This window comes from Bacillus mobilis, assembly GCF_001884045.1.
GTDB lineage: Bacteria > Bacillota > Bacilli > Bacillales > Bacillaceae_G > Bacillus_A > Bacillus_A mobilis.
Genome location: NZ_MACF01000046.1, coordinates 120,420 through 139,225, shown reverse-complemented (window position 1 = coordinate 139,225; position 18,806 = coordinate 120,420). Strand labels below are relative to the sequence as shown.

Genomic DNA, 18,806 nt, shown 5'->3' with positions numbered 1-18,806 from the left:
AAAAGAAAAACCTTTTCCTACATTTATATCATAAAATGATGAATGACTCAACAAATGGAAACGCTGTTATATTAGTTATTACGTTTTGCAATCAAATCGCAAATAGATAGTAAATATTCATCTTGTAATTGCAAGGAACCAATAGCATCTTTTGCTTTTGCAATTGTATCTTCTAAAATATCCTTTGCTCTATCTAGAGTAAATAACGTCGTATATGTGCTCTTTTCGTTGGAAACATCACTACCAATCGGTTTTCCAATCTCTTCTTCGGTTCCTTCCACATCTAGAATATCATCTCGAATTTGGAACGCTAGGCCAATATATTTCGCAAACGCAAGTAATTTTTCTTCTTGTTCTTCTGTGGCATCAGAAAGTATCGATCCGGCAAGTACAGCGAATTCAAGTAGTTTCCCAGTCTTATGCTTATGAATATACTCCAACTCATCAATCGTAAGCTGTTTCCCTTCAGCTTCCATATCTGCCACTTGTCCGCCAACCATTCCTTCTGGTCCTGCCGCTTTTGCAAGTTCAAGTACAAGTCTTACTTTTTTTTCTGCAGAGATTTCCTTTTGTTCATATGCCATAATAACTTGAAAAGCATACGTCAACAAACCATCGCCTGCTAAAACTGCCATCGCTTCACCAAATACTTTATGATTTGTGGGCTTCCCTCTTCTTAAATCATCATCATCCATACAAGGTAAATCATCATGAACTAACGAGTATGTATGTATCATTTCAAGGGCACAAGCTGCACCTACTCCAAGATTTCTTTCTTTACCAAACGCTTGTAATGTCGCAAATAAAAGTAACGGGCGGAGACGCTTTCCACCCGCTTCCAAAGAATATGCCATCGCTTCACGAAGTACATTTGGACATTGTAATTCATTTGCATAGCTTACAAGCTTCTCTTCTACGAAAGTTTTACTTTCTTTCAAAAAAGTATCAAAAGCAACAGTCACTATGCTTCATCTCCTAAAGCAGTAAACGGTTCAAGCTCTCCATCTTCCCCAAGAATAACTGCCATTTGTTCTTGTACGTTCTTCAACTTCTCATCACAAAGCTTAGATAATTCCATACCCTCTTTAAAATAAGAGATTGCTTCTTCTAAAGGTACGTCACCTTGCTCTAGCTTAGAAACGAGATGCTCAAGTTGCGAAATTGCCTCTTCAAAGCTTAATTTATTTTCCATTATTCAATTCACGCTCCTCTATGCCTGATACGCTACAATCTAGTATTCCATCTTGTAATTGAACTGAAACAGCATCTCCAAGGCTGACATCTTTCACACTTTTTAACACTTGCTTCTCTTCATCATATACAAGCCCGTACCCTCTCATCATTACTTTAAGCGGACTTAACGCTTCAAGTTTTTGAGCTGCTCTTACAAAGGCAAATTCTTTCGTTTGAAGTAATGTTTGCATTTCACGTTGCAATTGCTTTTGCAATGTTTCAACCGCTACCTTTGTTTGCATAATTTTTTGAGCTGGGTGGTGCTTCTCTAAATAAAATGAAAGTTGTTTTAACTGATTTAACTTTTTATCAATATAGCGCTCTTTCGCTAAAACAAGCTGTTCTAACGCTCTATCTAATTGCTCTTCTTTTTGCTCATATACTTGTCTTGGATAACGGAACGCATAAGATTTTTGCAATCCTTGTAGTTTTTCTTCTTTTTTATGTACTAACTCTCTCATTGCTCTTTGCAATCTTAGAGTTCTTTGTAATACCTTTTCTTGTAACTCTATAATGTTAGGCGCTGCCAGCTCAGCTGCTGCAGTCGGTGTTGGCGCACGCAAATCGGCAACAAAATCCGCAATTGTAAAGTCCGTTTCATGGCCTACTGCCGAAATAATAGGGATCTCACTCTTAAAGATTGCCCTTGCAACCATTTCTTCATTAAACGCCCATAATTCCTCAATAGAGCCTCCCCCTCGCCCAACGATTAGGACATCTATCTCTCCCATTTCATTCGCTGTACGAATCGCTTGTACAATTGAGGGAGCCGCTGACTCCCCCTGTACAAGTACTGGAAACACAATAATATTTCCAATTGGATAACGACGTTTAATCGTTGTTATAATATCACGAATCGCAGCTCCTGTTGGCGACGTAATCACACCTATTGTTTTAGCATAAGGAGGAATTGTTTTTTTATAAACTTGAGAAAATAAACCTTCTTCCTCTAAACGAACCTTTAATTGTTCGTAAGCTAAATGCAGGTTTCCGATTCCATCCGGCTGCATGTCTTGAATATAAATTTGATAAGAACCGCTCGCCTCGTAAACGGAAATTTTCCCTTTCACAAGTACCTTCATCCCATTTTCAGGTCTGAATTTAATATTACGATTATGACCCGCAAACATAACCGCTGCGATTCTTGCATTTTCATCTTTCAATGTAAAATACATATGACCACGACTATGATTTTTAAAATTGGAAATTTCACCTTTTAACCAAACAGACTGCAAATGCGGATCATATTCTATTTTTGTTTTTATATAGCGTGTTAACGCTGTAACGGTTAAATATTGTTTCTCCATTTCTCTCTCCTCATAGCCGACTCAAATTATTTACAAACGACACCTGCACGTTTAGCAGATTCAACAGTATTATGAAGAAGCATTGTGATCGTCATTGGACCAACACCCTTTGGCACAGGTGTAATGTAACCAGCAACATCTAACACGTTGTCAAAATCAACATCACCACAAAGTTTGCCTGTTTCTAAACGGTTTACACCAACGTCGATTACAACCGCTCCTTCTTTCATATAATCAGCTGTTATCATCTTAGGTCGTCCAACTGCTACGATTAAAATATCAGCTAACTTCGTTAACTCTTTCATATTTTGCGTCTTAGAATGACAGTATGTGACAGTTGCATTTTCATTTAAGAACAATTGTCCCACTGGCTTGCCGACAATATTACTTCTTCCAATTACTACAACATGTTTTCCTGAAATATCAAGGTTTGTTTCTTTTACTAATTCTACAATACCGTGCGGTGTACATGGAAGGAATGTATCTTGTCCCGTCATCATACGTCCCACACTGATTGGGTGAAATCCATCTACATCTTTTTCTGGTGAAATTCTTTCAATGATAGCTTTTTCTTCAATATGTTTTGGTAAAGGTAATTGCACTAATATGCCGTTAATACGGTCATCGCTATTTAAGCGATCGATTTCAGCAAGCAAACGCTCCTCAGTAATTGTTTCAGGAAGTTCAATTAGCTCTGAATAGATTCCTACTTGTTCACAGCCCTTTTCTTTTCCTTTTACATAAGAACGAGATGCTGGATCTTCTCCAACTAGAATAACTGCTAATCCTGGTACAATCCCTTGCTTTTTCAACTTCACAACTTCTTCTGTTAATTGTGCTCGTTTTTTCTCCGCAACTTCATTTCCTTTGATGATTACTGCTACCATTTTAAGATTCCCCCTTAAAGAAATTACAGTGTATCTTTTATATTAGATAAAACGCCGTTAATAAAACGACGAGATTCCTCATCCCCAAATGTTTTAGCAATTTCAATTGCTTCGTTAATTGTTACGTTGTGTGGAATTTCTTCCATGTATTTCATTTCATACACAGCTACACGTAAAATACTGCGATCAACAATACTAATACGCTCCAGCTTCCATTTTTTTAAGTTTTGACGAATCGCTTCATCAATTACTTCTTTATTTTCTACAAAACCTACTACAAGTGATTCTAGAAATTCATTTGTTTCTTCACCTTCATCTAGCGTGTTTTCCACAGCTACTTTCGGTTCTAATTCACCTGTAATATCCATTTGATATAATGCTTGCATCGCTCTTTCTCTAGCCGTCCTACGTTTCATTGTAACTCTCCTTTATGCTTCAAGTCTTTCCTTATGCTTTGTTATATTATTATAATTTATAAGCCGTCAATTCACTTACTCTTACAGTTTTCATTGATTTTCCAACCTTATAATACAATGATAATAACACAATTTATCGTTTCACACACGGGTTACAAGGCTGAAAAATAATAAAAAGATTAACTTCAAGTTCCATATCTTATCACAATGTACGTTTTTTGGAAAAACGAAACATTTCCTTTTTGATTTCTTTTTTTTTGAAATAGTATAATAATTAGAGGGTTTTAATTTGTGAAGAAATGAAACGATAAAAAAGGTGCCTATGTTACTAGGCACCTTTTTCATTCTTACACTGGTTCGATTTCTGTTTTTTGTGTTTCGAATGTTACGCCAACGATGTGAACATTCACTTCTTTTGGCTCAAGCCCTGTCATTGTAAAGAGTGCCTGGCGAATGTTGTCTTGAATCTTTTGTGCAACAACTGGAATTGCTACGCCAAAGTACATCACAACATAAAGGTCAACAATAATATCTTCGTTTGCTAATTCAACCTTTACACCTTTACCATGATTTTTCTTACCTAACTTCTCAACAACATCTGTAGCAAAATTACCACGCATTGCCGCTACACCTTCTACCTCAGCAGCTGCAATACCTGCGATTACTTCAATTACTTCTGGTGCAATTTCTACTTTACCAAGAGTTGTATCTTGACCCATATCTAACATATGTTCAGCCATGAAAAAAACCTCCTTTAATGTATCACTGCGTCACAAGTTCATGCTCTTCCAAAAATTTCGTATTAAACTCACCTTTTACAAAATCAGGATGATCTAGCAATTGCAAATGGAACGGGATTGTTGTATGTACGCCTTCAATGACAAACTCACTGAGTGCACGCTTCATTTTTGCAATTGCCTCTTCACGTGTTTTTCCGTGAACAATTAATTTAGCAACCATCGAATCATAGAAAGGTGGGATTGAATATCCCGGATATACAGCTGAATCGACGCGAATACCAAATCCGCCTGGTGGCAAGTACATTTCTACTTTACCTGGAGATGGCATAAATTTTTTGGCAGGGTTTTCCGCATTAATTCGGCATTCAATTGCCCAACCATTAAATTGTACTTCTTCTTGCTGTAACGATAACTTTTCTCCAGAAGCAACACGAATTTGTTCTTTAATTAAATCCATCCCTGTTACCATTTCAGTAACCGGATGCTCAACTTGAATTCTCGTATTCATCTCCATGAAATAAAAGCTTTTCGTTCTATATTCATAAATAAACTCAACCGTACCAGCACCTGTATAATCAACCGCTACCGCTGCTTTAACTGCCGCCTCACCCATCTGCTTGCGAACATTTTCATCAAGTGCAGGTGATGGACTTTCTTCTAGTAGTTTTTGCAAGCGGCGCTGAATTGTACAATCACGCTCTCCTAAATGAATGGCATTTCCGTGTGTATCTGCCATTATTTGAATCTCAACATGGCGGAAATCTTCAACGTACTTTTCTAAGTATACACCAGGGTTCCCAAAAGCGGTACTAGCTTCTTGCTGTGTAATTTGAATTCCTTTTACAAGCTCTTCTTCATGGCGTGCGACACGAATACCTTTTCCGCCGCCACCTGCAGTCGCTTTAATAATAACTGGATATCCAATTTGATTAGCAAGCTCGATCGCTTCTTCGGTATTTTTAATAATCCCTTGTGAACCTGGTACAATCGGAACCCCTGCTTCTTTCATTGTATCACGAGCAACGTCTTTTGTGCCCATCTTTGAAATAGCTTCTGGACTTGGACCGATAAAAATCAAGTTACATTCACGGCATAGCTCTGCAAAATCTGCATTCTCTGCTAAAAATCCGTATCCCGGATGAATAGCATCACAGCCTGTTAACTTCGCAACACTAATAATGTTCGTCAAATTTAAATAGCTTTCTTTCGAAATCGTTGGCCCTACACAATACGCCTCATCAGCAATTTGTACGTGAAGTGACTCTTTATCTGCTTCTGAATAAATTGCGACTGTTTCAATATCCATTTCTTTACAAGCACGAATAATTCGTACAGCAATTTCCCCACGATTGGCTATTAATACTTTTTTTATCATCACAAAGACTCCCTTATTACGCTTTTACAAGAAATAGCGGTTGTCCATACTCCACAAGTTGGCCATTATTAACAAGAATCTCAACAATTTCACCATCTACATCAGCATCGATTTCGTTAAATAATTTCATAGCCTCGACAATGCATACGATAGAATCTTTCGATACTCTATCCCCTACACTTACATATGCAGGTGTATCAGGCGAAGAAGAAGAATAGAATGTACCTACCATTGGTGATGTAATTTTATGTAGGTTTTCATTTTGAACAGCTTTTTTCTCTTCTTGTTTTGGTACTTCCACTTGTGCTGCCGCTACTGTTGTTTCAACTTCAACAGGTGCTACTGGTTGCACGACTTGTTTTGCTACAGGTGCTTGCACAGCAACAACTTCATTACCACGCTTTTTCATTTTGATTGTCGTACCATCTTTTTTGTATTCAAATTCATCAATATTAGAGCTATCAATTAATTTAATTAATTCACGAACTTCTTGAATTTTAAACATGCAAAATCCACTCCCATACTCTTGTTTGTCCCGTTTTTACAGATTCTCGTCACTAAAACTAGATTGACTGTAAAAATACGATGTACTCTATTAGAAAATGCATTTCATTTACTAATAGAAATAATTGCTATTTCCATCTTACGATAAATTTTTTAAACATTCCAATTTATATTTCTTTATAATAAATCGAAACTCCTGTAAAAATATTATTTCAATAAAAATTTATTACCTAGTAATAATACCAAGTTTCATGCGAAATTGGCAAGACCACTTCCTAAAAAACATTCCTTACTTTTTCAAAATGCCACAAGGTAAACGTATCATTACCGCTCCACTCTTCACCTCATCTATAGTCAATAACATATTTTTACCAAATATTATTTTTTTGTTTACACGTCGTTCATCATTCCTTCATATAAGAATAGTATGTTCAAAGTGTAGAAAATATATTGTATCGAGGTGTGGACACATGATATGGCTCATTCTCTTCTTACCTGCCGTAATGGTCTGGGCATTCGTTCTCTTCATCCACGTCAAATCTGGAAAAAGTAACCATCGTTACCATGAACCGCTAATCTTTTACTCACAACGTATTTCTCCGTTCCGAGTTGAACATAGTAAAAACAACTACAAAGACGAAACAGAAAAAAGCTATCGAAAATGATAGCTTTTTTCTATTATTATTTTTATCTAACTATTTTCAAACAATCCGATTCGTAAAAACTAATAATCCGCGGAGGATTTCCCCGCGGATTATTAGTTTTTATTTTGCTGGTGGATCAAATTTCACACCTACATCTTTTGATCCGCCTTCACTTCTTACAAGCTGTATAATTTTATTCGCTTCTTTTTGTGAATGCTTTGCTGCTTTCACAGTTACTCTAATGTCAGTTCCATCAGCTCTTACAAGAGCATCTTTATATCCACCTTGAGACTTAATTACTGTCTCAAGTAGTTCTTGCTTCGTTTCCATTGTAGTAATTGCATCAAAATTATCTTTTGCTTTACTCTTTTCTGTTGCTGAAGATTTCGCTGAATTCATCACTTCTTGTAATCTTGATTTTTCTTCACTTCGCTGATCTTCCATTTGCATACGTAACGCTGTGAAATTTTCATCGCTTGATTGAACTGTTACGTTAGCATCTTTTTTACTTGTTTCTTTGTTAGCACTCTCTTTTTTGTCTGTTTCTTTATTTGTTTCTTTATTTGTTTCTTTATTTGATGTTTCTTTGCTTGTAGTTTCTTTTTTTGGCGTTTCTTTCGGTGCTTCATTTGTTACTGCTTTATCAGTACCTTGTTTTTCTTGTCCAATCTTTTCACCTGTTGCCGGTGATGCAGTATTCATTTTGTCAGGAGTTGTTACGTAATAAACAGATAGTACAACAACTAAACTTAACATCGTTAATAGCCAAACCGTTTGTTTTTTTAACACTTTATTTCCTCCCTATCAATTTTTCGGTGATACTGAAACGCGATGAGCTGGTACATCTAGCAGCCGTATTACAGCTTCCTTTACAATCGCTTTAACTTGTATATTATCCACTCCCTTTGCTACAACAAGAACACCTCGCACTTTCGGTTTCTCTGTTCGTAAAACAACGGGAGTTTCTTTATCACCTTCACGTATAATAACTGTCTTTTCATCAAGGGACTCATCCTCTACTTCCCTCTTACCGCCTGTCTTATCTGTTTCACCTGTCGTTTGTGAACGTTTCACTGTATTTTTTTCTAATATTTTTTCTTCAGATGAATCTAAATTCACTTTAATCGTTACATCTTTTACTCCTGCTATTTCTTCTAAAGCTGCTTTTAATTCTTGTTCATACGCTTTTTCATACTTTTCTACATTTGACATACTATCGTTATTTTTTTGTCCAAAAGTTGGTACGTCTTTTTCTTGGTTTTGCGTTTTTTGTTCTTTAAATACAGGTATTTCTTCTTTTTTACTTGAAAATAAACTACTAGAAAACATAAGCAAAATTCCAAGTATGAGTAGGACAAGTAAAAACTTAGGTGTCACCTTTTTTCCCTTCTCATTGCTTTCCTTTTCATCCCCATTCAATAAGTTTCGAAAAAATGAGAACTTCGAATTTTTATCTTTATTGTCCATTTACTCTACCTGTCCTCCCTTCCATTTGAACTTGGATTTGTTTATTCTCTAGTTGCCACCTGCTTGAAAAGAAGTCTTTCATTTCTACATTCGTTTCTTCTACTTTTTTCGGTGGTTCTTTCGTGTTAATTTCAACTGGTTTTACTGTTTCGATTGCATCATTTTTACTACGTTCTTTTTCTTTCAGCGTCACAACAACAGTTTGAATATCTTTCGCTGACTTTACTTCCGCTGTACTTTCCGCTGCGACTATTTGTATTTCAGAGACTGTCATACCATACTTTTTCTCGAATTCTTTTCCTACTTCTTTTTTCATTTTGGTAGCCATCTCTTCTAAACTATATGCACGTGTTAGAGCTTGTATTTCTTTTTTCTTCGAATCTATTGAATTTTTTACAGATCCTTCTGCTACATACTTCTCTTCATTAAAATTTGCGATTACTTCATTCACATCTGTTTGCAATAGTTTAAAAAGAGGCGTTAAAATTAAAACAACTAATAATAAACTTACAACGAATTTGACGTACTTCTGCAAATTAGAATTTGGAAGAATAAGATGCAGCATTGTCGCTAAGAGTAAAAAAACGATAATATTTCTAATCCACTCTGTAACAAATTGCATACCCTTCACCTCCTACCGCATCATAAGTGTAATGTTCCCCGCAGCAATAATAATTGTGATACTTAAAAAGAACATAAATGATACGATAGCTAAGCAAGCAAATACATAAATGATGCTTCGCCCGATAATATCTAAACATTGAATAATTGCTCCGCTGCCAACTGGCTGTAATACTGCTGCTGCGAATTTATAAATAAACGCGATACAAAAAATTTGAATCGCTGGAAAAGCAACAATTAAGCATAGAATGACGAGCCCGATAATTCCGACTGTGTTTTTTAATAATCCGGATGCACTAATAACAGTGTCCGCCGCCTCTGTAAACATTCTTCCTACTACAGGAATAAAGTTCCCTGTTACAAATTTAGCAGTTTTCACAGCGATTCCATCAGCAACCGCTGTCGCTGTTCCTTGTACAGATAATACCCCTAAAAAAATCGTTAAAAAAATACCGATAATCCCAACGCTAACGTTTTGCAGAAGCTTGGACAATTTCGTAACTTTATATTGATCACTCATCGTACTTACAATACTTAATATCGTTGCAAGTAATAAAAGTGGTAGAACGATATAATTCATCAAAAGCCCGCTCGTGTTCATTAAGAAGATGATAATCGGATGAAAAAACGATACAGATACAACACCACCTCCAGTTGCTATGAGTGCAAGCAAGATTGGCAATAGCGCTAATATGAAATCTACCATTGTTTGTATCGTTTCTCTTGCATATGTCATGACGACATAAAAACTATTTAATGCGAAAATAATCAGTACCATATATACAACAGCATCCGCAATTTTACTTACACTACTCTTTGAAAATGCAGATTGCAGTGATTGCAACAATGCACTAAAAATTGTAAGCATAATAAGCGTTCCAAGTAGCTTCCCATTTGCAACAAGCTCGTGAAATAAATACTTTAATAAACCTAGCATCCACTCTTTTATAGAAATTTCTTTTTCTCCCTTTACGAACTCCATAAAGCTACCTTTTTGACTCTCTGGTAAATAACCTCCATATTTTGTAACAAGCCCGTCCCAAAATTGCTTCACATCTTCAATTCCGAGCTTATCCAATTGTTGATCAACGACGTTTGTTTCTACAGGAGAAGCTTGTACAACAACCGGTAAAGAAAAGAAAAGGAAGCAAGCAAATAGCAGCTTAGCTCCAAACCCCCTCAACATTCACTCCCCCTTATCCCGTCGGTAAAAATCCGAGAATAGTCTCAATTACAACCGTCAAAATAGGAATTGCCATTACTAGAATTAAGATTTTTCCAGCCAATTCAATTTTCGAAGCGATTGCACCCTGCCCTGCATCTTTTGTAATTTGCGCTCCAAACTCAGCAATATAAGCAATCCCAATAATTTTTAGCAACGTTTCTACATATACGTTGCTAACTTTCGCTTCACTCGCTACTCTCTCAATCATTTGTAAAATAGAGTGAATTTGATCAATTAAAATAAGAAACATCACGCTACCTACGAACACAATAAATAACGACGTAATGCTAGATTTATGCTGATTCAATACAGCGGCTAAAAACGTAGCAACGAGGCCTAATCCGACAATTTGTATAATTTCGATTCGAACCGCCTCCTTTACTGGAAGAGAAAGACACTCTTAATCTTGTCGAATAGCGTATTAATTAAAAATGCCACATGAAATAAAATAACGACAAAACCGACAAGGATAACCCAATTTGCAATATCCTCTCGCTTTAATTCTTTTAGTACGGTATGAATAAAAGCTAAAACAATGCCGATTCCGGCGATTTGAAATATTAATCCAACATCAATGGACATCGCCTTTCTCCCTCCTATAGCAGTAAAATTACGATAAGTAGCCCCGCTAGTACCCCTAAGCTCTTGATCATTTTTTCATATTGCAGTTGTAACGCTTTCGCTTCTTCTTCTTCTCTCTCTAAATGTGTAATGCATAAGCGTATATGTTTTTGTTGTGATTCACGATCATGTTGTCCGAGCGTTTCGCCAAATTGCTGCAAAATCTCGTACTCAGTTTGTTGAAATGCTGTTAGCTTCCAATTTTCTTTCAAACTATCTATCCAAGCTTCTCTTACTGTTTGTTCTCCGCTCTCTAGCCTTCTAGCGAAACTTTGAAATATCCAATTTAACGGCTTCGGCATTTGTTTCACTAATCGCTCGGCGGCTTCAGACAAAGGTGTATGCCCATACATAATTTCTGCCTCTAATGATTGAAGTGCCGCTTTTAATAATCTAAGTTGCCGTGGCCTCTCGCTATATTTTTTTGCGTATGAAAATCCGAAAAAGGTGCTGACCGCAACGATTAACACTGCACCAAATATTTTTACCATATGCCCTCAGCCTTTCTATGAGGCAATACCGATTTTCCATATTTATCTTTCACTTGCATAACTGTTCCTGGCCCTCTTGCTTTTGATAGCTCCACAAACCTATCAAATATACCGAGCTCCAGCACCGCTTTTAGTGATGGACGTTTCACAACATCATCATAAGAAAATCCATGTGCACTTATAAAAAGCTGAACTCCTGCATGCACCGCCTCCATAATTGCTTCACTATCTTCTTTACGTCCGATTTCATCTACAATCAAAACATCTGGACTCATAGAACGAATCATCATCATCATTCCTTCAGCTTTTGGACATGCGTCTAACACATCTACTCGCGTGCCAAAGTCATATTGCGGAATACCTTTCACGCAGCCTGCAATTTCTGACCGTTCATCTACAATCCCGACTTTACAAGAAGGAATTTTTGAAGCACTTACACCTTGACTCATGCAACGTGCTACATCTCTTAAAAGTGTTGTTTTCCCCGTTTGCGGCGGGCCAATAACCATCGTGTTTAACCATCGTGATTCATACAAATACGGCAAAAGTGGTTCAGCAATTCCTATTTTTTGACGAGCGATACGAATATTAAAGGAAGAGACATCTCGAATCATTTTCACTGCGCTTTTTTCTGTAATGACTTTTCCCGCCAAGCCGATTCTATGTCCTCCTCGAAGTGTCACATACCCTCGTTTTAATTCCTCTTCCATCGTATAAATTGAGAATTGACTTAACTTATTCAATAAGTAAATGGCATCCTCTGCCGTAACGATATAGTCATAAAAAAACACTTCGCCATGAGCAATACACTCTAGCGGTCTTCCAATTCGAACACGAATTTCCTCTAGAGCATCGCACTGCTTACAACTTTCCACTAGCTGCTTCATCGTTTTCGGTAAAACTTCTAATACTTCTTTCATCAGCTTCTCCCCACTATACTCGACTTACTATTTCAACAACGCGATAAAAATGCAGCCAATTCCAAGCGCTAGAAAAAAGAGTTTCAAGAAAGAAATCTCACTTGCCACACTCGCTATGCCTATTGTCATTGTTAAAATTAATACGGTCGGTCCAACAAACGCCAACATACCATTTATAAACAATGCTTTCTTCGCATCATTCACATAAAGCATAAGCAAAGCGGCGAATATTTCCGCGCTACCTGAAAACAACCGAAGTAACCCCATTACAAGCACGGATGTTTCCATTGCCGCTAGCCACTGTTTCATTCTCCCACCTTCTCCCATAACGGTTACTAATGCTGTCTGCTACAAAAGAGTATATTTGTACAACCATATGCAAAGGTTGTCTATTTCAGAAGTAAAAACATAATTTTTATCTAACGCCTTTTAAAAATCAGAATATTTGTATTATTTAATGGTATATTATGGTATATTTAATTTAAAAGGGGTATAGACGATGCAGCACGTTACTTTAGTACCAATCGATTTACGCTATGCAAATGTGATTTTTAAGCTATCAAGTGATCCACATGTAAAAAATGCATTAGGAATAAAAGTAGAAAAGATTGAAGACACGAAAGCATTTCTTCTTTTCGCAATAGAAGAAGAGCGCCAAAAGAGGTCTTTATCGAGAATGATTGTAAATGACGAGAATGAAATAATTGGCCTCACCACGCTTAAACATATTAATTCTGAAAAGAAACAATCTCACATTGGCAGTTGGCTTGGTTATCCATACTGGGGGAAAGGATATAATGAAGCTGCTAAAAAAGAAATCTTTAAAATTGCTTTTTTAGACTTACAACTTTCCTACGTATTTGCTGGTGCTAAAACGAATAATGTCCGTTCGTTAAAAGCACAAGAAAAACTACCTTATATTTCATTGCATGTGGAAGATAGATTCCCTGATGAGCATTCTGCCTTAGAGAATGAAATAAACTCTTCTTGTGTACTACATGTTGTGTCACGTGAGAAATTTCTAAATTGGCTAGACTTACAAAATAAGGGGGAAAAATATGAAGGTATTAAAAATTAGTTTAACGATTGTAGTAGAATTAGCTCTTATTTATCTTTTTTCATTATTGGTCAGTTGGTCATTTATGGAGGCCTTTTTCCTTGGTAGTTTAGCAATATTTGCAATTACGTGGCTAATTATTATGAGTAATCATAGAAACAACATTACAGATCATGCCATCAGTAAAACACTGACTGGCGTTGAGACTGGCGAGATAAAACCATTTCAAATTGTTTTGACTCCGTACATTATGGGTACCCTTTCACTTGTCTTAGTTAGCTTTGTTATAACCACGATTTATTATCTGCCCTATTTCCTATAAAAAAGGCACTCGTGATAATCACGAGTGCTTTTCTACTATGCACGAGAAACGTATTTACCTTCACCAGTGTTGATGATAAGCATTTCGCCTTCGTTAATGAAGATTGGTACTTGTACAACAAGACCAGTTTCTAATGTAGCTGGTTTTGTTACGTTAGAAGCTGTATCTCCTTTAATACCTGGCTCTGTTTCTGTAACTTGTAATTCAACCGTGTTTGGAAGTTCAACACCAAGTACTTCATCTTGGTATGTCATAATAGATACTTCCATGTTTTCTTTTAGGAATTTAAGTTCGCGCTCGATTTGTTTTTCACCAAGTTCGATTTGCTCATAAGTTCCGTTATCCATAAATACGTGAGACTCACCGCTCGCGTATAAGTATTGCATACGACGGTTTTCGATGTGTGCTTTTTCTACTTTTTCACCTGCACGGAATGTTTTCTCTTGAACAGATCCTGTGCGAAGGTTACGTAGTTTAGAACGAACGAATGCAGCACCTTTACCTGGCTTTACGTGTTGGAAATCCATTACTTGCCATAGGGCATTGTCCACTGAAATTGTTAAACCTGTACGAAAATCGTTTACTGAAATCATGTAAAAAAATCCTCCTGTATATTACAAAATAATAAGTTCTTTTGGTGATTTCGTAATTACTTCATTACCTTCACTTGTTACAATGATATCATCTTCAATACGTACGCCGCCAATACCTGGAATATAAATACCTGGTTCTACTGTTACAGCCATACCTGGTTCAAGAACTGTATCAGAACGGAACGCTAAACCTGGTGCTTCATGAATTTCAAGACCGATTCCATGACCAGTAGAGTGTCCGAAGTATTCACCATATCCTTTTTCCGTTATGTAATCGCGCGTTAACGCATCCGCTTCACGGCCTGTTAAACCAGCTTTAATACCGTTCACACCACATAGTTGTGCTTCTAAAACGATATTATAAATTTCTTTCAATTTATCAGATGGTTCACCAACTGCAATCGTACGAGTAATATCAGAGCAATATCCTATGTAATAAGCGCCGAAGTCTAATGTAACGAAATCTCCTGTTTCTATCACTTTTTCAGATGCCACGCCGTGCGGTAATGCCGAACGAAGACCTGAAGCAACGATAATATCAAACGAAGAAGATGTTGCTCCTTGTTTTCTCATGAAAAATTCAAGTTCATTTGACACTTCAATTTCAGATACTCCCGGACGAATGAATGATAGAATATGTTCAAAGGCAGCATCTGCAATCTGTGCAGCTTCCTTTAATATCTTAATCTCTGAATCAGTCTTTATCAAGCGTAACTTTTCTACAAGCCCAGAAGTTGGGATAAATTCAGCATCGATCGCTTCTTTATGCGCTGAATAAGAACTATATGTAAGAGTATCTTGCTCAAAGCCAAGCTTTTGAATTCCTAGTTCCTTCACTTGTTTTGCAACTTCATCAATGATTAATCCTGCATGCTGTACAATCTCGTATCCAACTGCTTGTTTACTAGCCTGCTCTACATAACGGAAATCTGTAATAAATTGAGCACGATTTTTCGAAATCAGTACAACACCAGCTGTTCCTGTGAAGTTAGCCATATATCTACGACTATGTTCATTTGTTAACAAAATACCGTCAATACCAGCCTCATCAAATGCACTTCTTACTCTTTCGATTTTCCCCATTACTTTATGCCTCCCTCAATTTCTCCATTACTGCAAATAACGCTAACTTATAGCCATAAAAACCAAATCCAACAATTTGTCCCGCACAAACAGCTGCCGTCACAGATTCATGACGGAACGACTCACGCTGGTGAATGTTAGAAATATGTACTTCAATAACAGGAATCGAAATGCTCGCAATCGCATCTCGAATCGCATAGCTATAATGCGTAAATGCTCCAGGATTTAAAATGATCCCTTCATATATATCTTCCGCCTCATGAATACGATCGATAATCGCACCTTCATGATTCGATTGGAAACATTCTAACTCCACTCCCATCGTTTCTGCTTCTTGCTTCATGTCTGCTTCAAGTGTCGCTAGCGTGCCCTTACCATATACATTTACCTCCCTGACACCGAGGCGATTTAGGTTAGGACCGTTTACGAGGAGTACCTTTTTCATATGCTTAAAACTCCTTAATATTAAATATCTATACAACATTTTAACATAGGAGTTACTTATTTGAATAGTTCGTCTTCTCTTCTCCTTCTCGCTCAGCTTTATTGGTATTTACTGCGTAGGAAACAGAGTATGCTATAAACACACCATACAATATAAAAATGCATATCGTCGTCACAATTGTTTCTTTCGGTAAATGGAGTGCGCTTTTAATAGCAGGCGCTATTAACCCCATTCCGAAAAATAGTAACGCCCACCAAAATAGGCCATAAATCATCCCTGGAAGAATTCCTTCAAACTTTGCCAAAAACACTTTATACAAAAAGGCAATTAAAATCGAAAGTAGTCCCATACAAACAATTCCTGACACATTGCCCCATACCCCTTCTTTCCAGCTTCCAAAGGCAAATGGTAAAAGTAAATAGTTCGGTCCCGCTTCCGTAAATGAAAATATATGAAGGAAATACCATATCCCTCCCCAAAAGATTCCACCAAATAAACCAATTTGCACAAAATTTCTTGTTCCTAATTGTTCTTGACTCACATCGACACCTCCGCTCAATAGTATGCCCGAAACTATTTTGAACCATGTTTAAATACTGCGAAATTTGTCTATAAAAAGAATAAGAAATGTCCGACTCTCGTAACATTTTTCCTTGTCATATACTTGTATTTGTCGATAAAATAAAGGAAACTCGGTGATTGTCTTATTTCAAAATGACAGAACCCAGTATGACAATTGCCTCTTTTTCTACATAAGAGAGAAACAAATACAGGTTGGTGTTAACATGGCAGAAGAGTCAAAACAAATATATGGCGGGCAAGCAGTCATAGAAGGAGTTATGTTTGGCGGTAGAGAATATACTGTTACAGCGGTTCGTCGTAAAGATAAATCGATTGAATTTTATCGATTACCACGCGTTCGTAATAAAGCATTATCTATCCTGAAGAAAATTCCATTTTTACGAGGTATTGCCGCTATTGTGGATGCAAGTGCGAACGGAGCAAAACATTTAAACTTTGCTTCAGAACGATTTGATGTTCACCCAGAAGAAGACGAACAAATTGCAAATAACAAAGAAGAACAATCGAAATTAACGATGGTATTAGGAGTTGCAGCAGTTGGTGTTTTATCTTTCATATTTGGTAAAGTCATTTTCACAGCAGTTCCTGCACTACTAGCTGAATTAACGAGACCGATTTTCCCCTCTCATACAGGGCAAATCATTGTCGAAAGTGTCATTAAGCTCATGCTATTATTGAGCTATATATACTTTATTTCTTTAACCCCACTTATTAAGCGGGTATTTCAGTACCATGGTGCGGAGCATAAAGTAATTAATGCCTATGAGAATAACCTTCCAATGACTGTGGAAAATGTACAAAAACAAACTCGCCTTCATTATCGCTGTGGCAGTAGCTTTATTATATTTACAGTCATTATTGGAATGTTTGTTTATTTCCTTGTCCCTACAGATCCACTTTGGGCCAGAGTCGTAAACCGAATTTTATTAATTCCAGTCGTTCTCGGCATTTCTTTCGAAGTGTTACAATTTACAAATCGATTACGCGATATTCCAGTATTACGCATACTTGGATATCCCGGATTATGGCTGCAACTGTTAACAACGAAAGAACCAACAGATGATCAAGTGGAAGTAGCCATTGCATCGTTTGAAGAATTATTACGTTTAGAAAACAAACAATAATTATTTAAAAATGGTGTTCAACTCCTTTCCTCATCGTTAATATACTATTTTTAATATATGTTTTTAGGAGGTGTCCCTTATGAACGGTCGTTCGTTTACTTTCGCTATATTTGTGCTTATTATCGGATTAGCAATATTCGGCCTTGTTTCATCTGTCATTACAGACCCAATGGGAGTGTTAAGAAATATTGGTATCATGTTGGCTGTCGTTGGTATCTTTTATTTACTCTACAAAATGTTTACAAACTCTAGTGGTTCTGCAAATTCGCAAAGCTCTTATAAGCGTGCTGCAAAACAATCGAACCGCAAACATGGGAAACAAAATGTAGCACCCCTAAGCAATTCATTATTTAAATCAAACGCTTCTAATGAAAAAGGAAAAAAAGGCACTCCTTCCACTTTGAAGCGAAAAAGAAAACAATCTCATTTAACTGTCATTGAAGGTAAAAAAACAAAAAAGAAAGACCGTGCTTCCTTTTAGGAAATACGGTCTTTTTTTATATTTTGCAGTACTTCTTTCAAACTTTTATCTTTCATACTTTCAATTCGAAGGTGATGATTTTCAAAGGGTAAGTTCCGTGTCACATCATTAGGTACTACGACACACTTTAATCCTGCTGCAATTGCTGCCTTCAATCCGTTTAACGAATCTTCAAATACAACAGCTTCAGACGGATCAATCCCTAAATCTTCTATCGCAATTCGATAAAGTGCTGGATCCGGTTTTACCTTTTCAACATCGTCTCTCGTTTTAATGACTTCAAAATAATCTCGAATTTGTAGCTCTTCCAAAAAAGGAATAATCCATTCTCTAGATGAACTGGAAGCTAATGCGATTTTCAATCCCATTTCTTTCGCTTCCTCTAAATATTCTTTTACCCCGTCACGAGCTTCTGGTATTTTCATTTTCTCTTTATGTAAAGTTTTCACTTTTTCTTTTAATGTATGCTTATTAAATTTCTCTTTTAATTGCTCATTTAAATATGCATATAGTACATCATCTGTCGTTCCAATACATTTTGCAAATTCCTCTAAAGGTAACTCCCCGCCATACTCACGAACGGCGTCTCTGAAAGAGTGAAACCATATTGTTTCTGTGTCCACAATTAATCCATCAAAATCAAAAATAATTGCTTTCATAATTCTCCC

At 36.7% G+C, this 18,806-nt stretch carries 27 protein-coding genes; 5 read left to right on the top strand and 22 right to left on the bottom strand.

Annotated elements, in window-relative coordinates; genetic code table 11:
• Nucleotides 1-71: 71 nt before the first annotated feature.
• The 8 genes from ispA to accB form a co-directional block, all read right to left on the bottom strand.
• Nucleotides 72-962: a (2E,6E)-farnesyl diphosphate synthase gene (ispA, locus tag BAQ44_RS05815; RefSeq protein ID WP_061677470.1), complete on the bottom strand. Its 891-nt coding sequence runs from the start codon at nt 960-962 to the stop codon at nt 72-74.
• Nucleotides 962-1,192 (bottom strand): exodeoxyribonuclease VII small subunit, encoded by a 231-nt coding sequence (xseB, locus tag BAQ44_RS05810; RefSeq protein ID WP_000428423.1) that lies wholly within the window; start codon nt 1,190-1,192, stop codon nt 962-964. The genes ispA and xseB overlap by 1 nt, the downstream gene beginning before the upstream one ends.
• Complete coding sequence (gene xseA, locus BAQ44_RS05805) at nt 1,182-2,540, bottom strand: exodeoxyribonuclease VII large subunit (protein WP_071721189.1); 1,359 nt, start codon at nt 2,538-2,540, stop codon at nt 1,182-1,184. The genes xseB and xseA overlap by 11 nt, the downstream gene beginning before the upstream one ends.
• Nucleotides 2,541-2,566: 26 nt before the next feature.
• A complete protein-coding gene (gene folD, locus BAQ44_RS05800) occupies nt 2,567-3,427 on the bottom strand; it encodes a bifunctional methylenetetrahydrofolate dehydrogenase/methenyltetrahydrofolate cyclohydrolase FolD (protein WP_071721187.1) in 861 nt (286 codons plus the stop codon).
• Between the two features lie 23 nt (nt 3,428-3,450).
• Nucleotides 3,451-3,843 (bottom strand): N utilization substance protein NusB, encoded by a 393-nt coding sequence (nusB, locus tag BAQ44_RS05795; protein ID WP_000830249.1) that lies wholly within the window; start codon nt 3,841-3,843, stop codon nt 3,451-3,453.
• A gap of 347 nt (nt 3,844-4,190) precedes the next feature.
• Nucleotides 4,191-4,583 (bottom strand): Asp23/Gls24 family envelope stress response protein, encoded by a 393-nt coding sequence (locus tag BAQ44_RS05790; protein WP_000807630.1) that lies wholly within the window; start codon nt 4,581-4,583, stop codon nt 4,191-4,193.
• A gap of 22 nt (nt 4,584-4,605) precedes the next feature.
• Complete coding sequence (accC, locus tag BAQ44_RS05785) at nt 4,606-5,958, bottom strand: acetyl-CoA carboxylase biotin carboxylase subunit (protein WP_061677463.1); 1,353 nt, start codon at nt 5,956-5,958, stop codon at nt 4,606-4,608.
• A 16-nt stretch (nt 5,959-5,974) separates the two neighbouring features.
• A complete protein-coding gene (accB, locus tag BAQ44_RS05780) occupies nt 5,975-6,463 on the bottom strand; it encodes an acetyl-CoA carboxylase biotin carboxyl carrier protein (protein ID WP_000472874.1) in 489 nt (162 codons plus the stop codon).
• 469 nt (nt 6,464-6,932) lie between these two features.
• On the opposite strand from accB, the gene BAQ44_RS05775 reads away from it, so the two are divergent.
• Nucleotides 6,933-7,127: a hypothetical protein gene (locus BAQ44_RS05775; RefSeq protein ID WP_033678013.1), complete on the top strand. Its 195-nt coding sequence runs from the start codon at nt 6,933-6,935 to the stop codon at nt 7,125-7,127.
• 99 nt (nt 7,128-7,226) lie between these two features.
• Here BAQ44_RS05775 and BAQ44_RS05770 read toward each other — a convergent pair whose 3' ends face one another.
• The 9 genes from BAQ44_RS05770 to BAQ44_RS05730 are packed head-to-tail and all read right to left on the bottom strand — an operon-like array spanning nt 7,227 to nt 12,760.
• On the bottom strand, nt 7,227-7,895 hold the full coding sequence (locus BAQ44_RS05770; RefSeq protein ID WP_071721185.1) for a SpoIIIAH-like family protein: 669 nt from the start codon (nt 7,893-7,895) through the stop codon (nt 7,227-7,229).
• A gap of 15 nt (nt 7,896-7,910) precedes the next feature.
• Nucleotides 7,911-8,573, bottom strand: a complete 663-nt coding sequence (gene spoIIIAG / locus BAQ44_RS05765; protein WP_063260836.1) for a stage III sporulation protein AG — start codon at nt 8,571-8,573, stop codon at nt 7,911-7,913.
• A complete protein-coding gene (gene spoIIIAF, locus BAQ44_RS05760; RefSeq protein ID WP_001161039.1) occupies nt 8,563-9,195 on the bottom strand; it encodes a stage III sporulation protein AF in 633 nt (210 codons plus the stop codon). The genes spoIIIAG and spoIIIAF overlap by 11 nt, the downstream gene beginning before the upstream one ends.
• Before the next feature lie 12 nt (nt 9,196-9,207).
• Nucleotides 9,208-10,380, bottom strand: coding sequence for a stage III sporulation protein AE (gene spoIIIAE / locus BAQ44_RS05755; RefSeq protein ID WP_000943696.1), 1,173 nt, complete (start codon nt 10,378-10,380; stop codon nt 9,208-9,210).
• Between the two features lie 10 nt (nt 10,381-10,390).
• Entirely contained in the window at nt 10,391-10,774 is a 384-nt protein-coding gene (gene spoIIIAD, locus BAQ44_RS05750; RefSeq protein ID WP_077393170.1) for a stage III sporulation protein AD, read from the bottom strand.
• A gap of 23 nt (nt 10,775-10,797) precedes the next feature.
• Nucleotides 10,798-11,001, bottom strand: a complete 204-nt coding sequence (spoIIIAC, locus tag BAQ44_RS05745; RefSeq protein WP_000020914.1) for a stage III sporulation protein AC — start codon at nt 10,999-11,001, stop codon at nt 10,798-10,800.
• A gap of 14 nt (nt 11,002-11,015) precedes the next feature.
• On the bottom strand, nt 11,016-11,531 hold the full coding sequence (gene spoIIIAB, locus BAQ44_RS05740) for a stage III sporulation protein SpoIIIAB (RefSeq protein ID WP_000238690.1): 516 nt from the start codon (nt 11,529-11,531) through the stop codon (nt 11,016-11,018).
• The gene (gene spoIIIAA / locus BAQ44_RS05735; protein ID WP_071721183.1) at nt 11,525-12,451 is read right to left on the bottom strand and encodes a stage III sporulation protein AA; all 927 of its coding nucleotides are present in this window, start codon (nt 12,449-12,451) and stop codon (nt 11,525-11,527) included. Before spoIIIAA ends, spoIIIAB begins: the two co-directional genes overlap by 7 nt.
• A gap of 27 nt (nt 12,452-12,478) precedes the next feature.
• Complete coding sequence (locus tag BAQ44_RS05730) at nt 12,479-12,760, bottom strand: YqhV family protein (protein ID WP_000816054.1); 282 nt, start codon at nt 12,758-12,760, stop codon at nt 12,479-12,481.
• A gap of 190 nt (nt 12,761-12,950) precedes the next feature.
• Here BAQ44_RS05730 and BAQ44_RS05725 point away from each other — a divergent pair, with 190 nt between their 5' ends.
• Nucleotides 12,951-13,529, top strand: a complete 579-nt coding sequence (locus BAQ44_RS05725; protein ID WP_071721180.1) for a GNAT family N-acetyltransferase — start codon at nt 12,951-12,953, stop codon at nt 13,527-13,529.
• Nucleotides 13,510-13,830: a hypothetical protein gene (locus BAQ44_RS05720; protein ID WP_063260914.1), complete on the top strand. Its 321-nt coding sequence runs from the start codon at nt 13,510-13,512 to the stop codon at nt 13,828-13,830. Before BAQ44_RS05725 ends, BAQ44_RS05720 begins: the two co-directional genes overlap by 20 nt.
• A 35-nt stretch (nt 13,831-13,865) precedes the next feature.
• Here the strand turns inward: BAQ44_RS05720 and efp are convergent, their stop codons facing one another.
• Genes efp through BAQ44_RS05700 form a run of 4 tightly spaced genes read right to left on the bottom strand, consistent with a single transcriptional unit; the run spans nt 13,866 to nt 16,492 of the window.
• Nucleotides 13,866-14,423 (bottom strand): elongation factor P, encoded by a 558-nt coding sequence (efp, locus tag BAQ44_RS05715; protein WP_000626520.1) that lies wholly within the window; start codon nt 14,421-14,423, stop codon nt 13,866-13,868.
• A gap of 21 nt (nt 14,424-14,444) precedes the next feature.
• Nucleotides 14,445-15,506, bottom strand: a complete 1,062-nt coding sequence (gene pepQ, locus BAQ44_RS05710) for a Xaa-Pro dipeptidase (RefSeq protein WP_071721178.1) — start codon at nt 15,504-15,506, stop codon at nt 14,445-14,447.
• 4 nt (nt 15,507-15,510) lie between these two features.
• The gene (gene aroQ, locus BAQ44_RS05705; RefSeq protein ID WP_061677443.1) at nt 15,511-15,951 is read right to left on the bottom strand and encodes a type II 3-dehydroquinate dehydratase; all 441 of its coding nucleotides are present in this window, start codon (nt 15,949-15,951) and stop codon (nt 15,511-15,513) included.
• A gap of 52 nt (nt 15,952-16,003) precedes the next feature.
• On the bottom strand, nt 16,004-16,492 hold the full coding sequence (locus BAQ44_RS05700; RefSeq protein ID WP_071721176.1) for a YqhR family membrane protein: 489 nt from the start codon (nt 16,490-16,492) through the stop codon (nt 16,004-16,006).
• Between the two features lie 244 nt (nt 16,493-16,736).
• Here BAQ44_RS05700 and BAQ44_RS05695 point away from each other — a divergent pair, with 244 nt between their 5' ends.
• Nucleotides 16,737-17,657: a DUF1385 domain-containing protein gene (locus BAQ44_RS05695; RefSeq protein ID WP_000807116.1), complete on the top strand. Its 921-nt coding sequence runs from the start codon at nt 16,737-16,739 to the stop codon at nt 17,655-17,657.
• Nucleotides 17,658-17,736: 79 nt separating this feature from the next.
• The gene (locus BAQ44_RS05690) at nt 17,737-18,138 is read left to right on the top strand and encodes an SA1362 family protein (RefSeq protein ID WP_061677439.1); all 402 of its coding nucleotides are present in this window, start codon (nt 17,737-17,739) and stop codon (nt 18,136-18,138) included.
• Here the strand turns inward: BAQ44_RS05690 and BAQ44_RS05685 are convergent.
• The gene (locus tag BAQ44_RS05685) at nt 18,135-18,797 is read right to left on the bottom strand and encodes an HAD family hydrolase (protein WP_063260833.1); all 663 of its coding nucleotides are present in this window, start codon (nt 18,795-18,797) and stop codon (nt 18,135-18,137) included. The genes BAQ44_RS05690 and BAQ44_RS05685 overlap by 4 nt on opposite strands.
• Between the last annotated feature and the right edge of the window lie 9 nt (nt 18,798-18,806).

Excerpts from the sequence above, each read along its gene's own strand:
- BAQ44_RS05695 (WP_000807116.1), top strand. The coding sequence starts at position 16,737 with ATGGCAGAAGAGTCAAAACAAATATATGGCGGGCAAGCAGTCATAGAA.
- BAQ44_RS05790 (WP_000807630.1), bottom strand. The coding sequence starts at position 4,583 with ATGGCTGAACATATGTTAGATATGGGTCAAGATACAACTCTTGGTAAA.
- xseB (WP_000428423.1), bottom strand. The coding sequence starts at position 1,192 with ATGGAAAATAAATTAAGCTTTGAAGAGGCAATTTCGCAACTTGAGCAT.
- BAQ44_RS05690 (WP_061677439.1), top strand. The coding sequence starts at position 17,737 with ATGAACGGTCGTTCGTTTACTTTCGCTATATTTGTGCTTATTATCGGA.
- BAQ44_RS05685 (WP_063260833.1), bottom strand. The coding sequence starts at position 18,797 with ATGAAAGCAATTATTTTTGATTTTGATGGATTAATTGTGGACACAGAA.
- folD (WP_071721187.1), bottom strand. The coding sequence starts at position 3,427 with ATGGTAGCAGTAATCATCAAAGGAAATGAAGTTGCGGAGAAAAAACGA.
- spoIIIAC (WP_000020914.1), bottom strand. The coding sequence starts at position 11,001 with ATGTCCATTGATGTTGGATTAATATTTCAAATCGCCGGAATCGGCATT.
- spoIIIAB (WP_000238690.1), bottom strand. The coding sequence starts at position 11,531 with ATGGTAAAAATATTTGGTGCAGTGTTAATCGTTGCGGTCAGCACCTTT.
- efp (WP_000626520.1), bottom strand. The coding sequence starts at position 14,423 with ATGATTTCAGTAAACGATTTTCGTACAGGTTTAACAATTTCAGTGGAC.
- nusB (WP_000830249.1), bottom strand. The coding sequence starts at position 3,843 with ATGAAACGTAGGACGGCTAGAGAAAGAGCGATGCAAGCATTATATCAA.
- aroQ (WP_061677443.1), bottom strand. The coding sequence starts at position 15,951 with ATGAAAAAGGTACTCCTCGTAAACGGTCCTAACCTAAATCGCCTCGGT.
- spoIIIAG (WP_063260836.1), bottom strand. The coding sequence starts at position 8,573 with ATGGACAATAAAGATAAAAATTCGAAGTTCTCATTTTTTCGAAACTTA.
- accC (WP_061677463.1), bottom strand. The coding sequence starts at position 5,958 with ATGATAAAAAAAGTATTAATAGCCAATCGTGGGGAAATTGCTGTACGA.
- pepQ (WP_071721178.1), bottom strand. The coding sequence starts at position 15,506 with ATGGGGAAAATCGAAAGAGTAAGAAGTGCATTTGATGAGGCTGGTATT.
- BAQ44_RS05725 (WP_071721180.1), top strand. The coding sequence starts at position 12,951 with ATGCAGCACGTTACTTTAGTACCAATCGATTTACGCTATGCAAATGTG.
- xseA (WP_071721189.1), bottom strand. The coding sequence starts at position 2,540 with ATGGAGAAACAATATTTAACCGTTACAGCGTTAACACGCTATATAAAA.
- spoIIIAE (WP_000943696.1), bottom strand. The coding sequence starts at position 10,380 with ATGTTGAGGGGGTTTGGAGCTAAGCTGCTATTTGCTTGCTTCCTTTTC.
- spoIIIAA (WP_071721183.1), bottom strand. The coding sequence starts at position 12,451 with ATGAAAGAAGTATTAGAAGTTTTACCGAAAACGATGAAGCAGCTAGTG.
- accB (WP_000472874.1), bottom strand. The coding sequence starts at position 6,463 with ATGTTTAAAATTCAAGAAGTTCGTGAATTAATTAAATTAATTGATAGC.
- BAQ44_RS05720 (WP_063260914.1), top strand. The coding sequence starts at position 13,510 with ATGAAGGTATTAAAAATTAGTTTAACGATTGTAGTAGAATTAGCTCTT.
- BAQ44_RS05730 (WP_000816054.1), bottom strand. The coding sequence starts at position 12,760 with ATGAAACAGTGGCTAGCGGCAATGGAAACATCCGTGCTTGTAATGGGG.
- spoIIIAF (WP_001161039.1), bottom strand. The coding sequence starts at position 9,195 with ATGCAATTTGTTACAGAGTGGATTAGAAATATTATCGTTTTTTTACTC.
- BAQ44_RS05775 (WP_033678013.1), top strand. The coding sequence starts at position 6,933 with ATGATATGGCTCATTCTCTTCTTACCTGCCGTAATGGTCTGGGCATTC.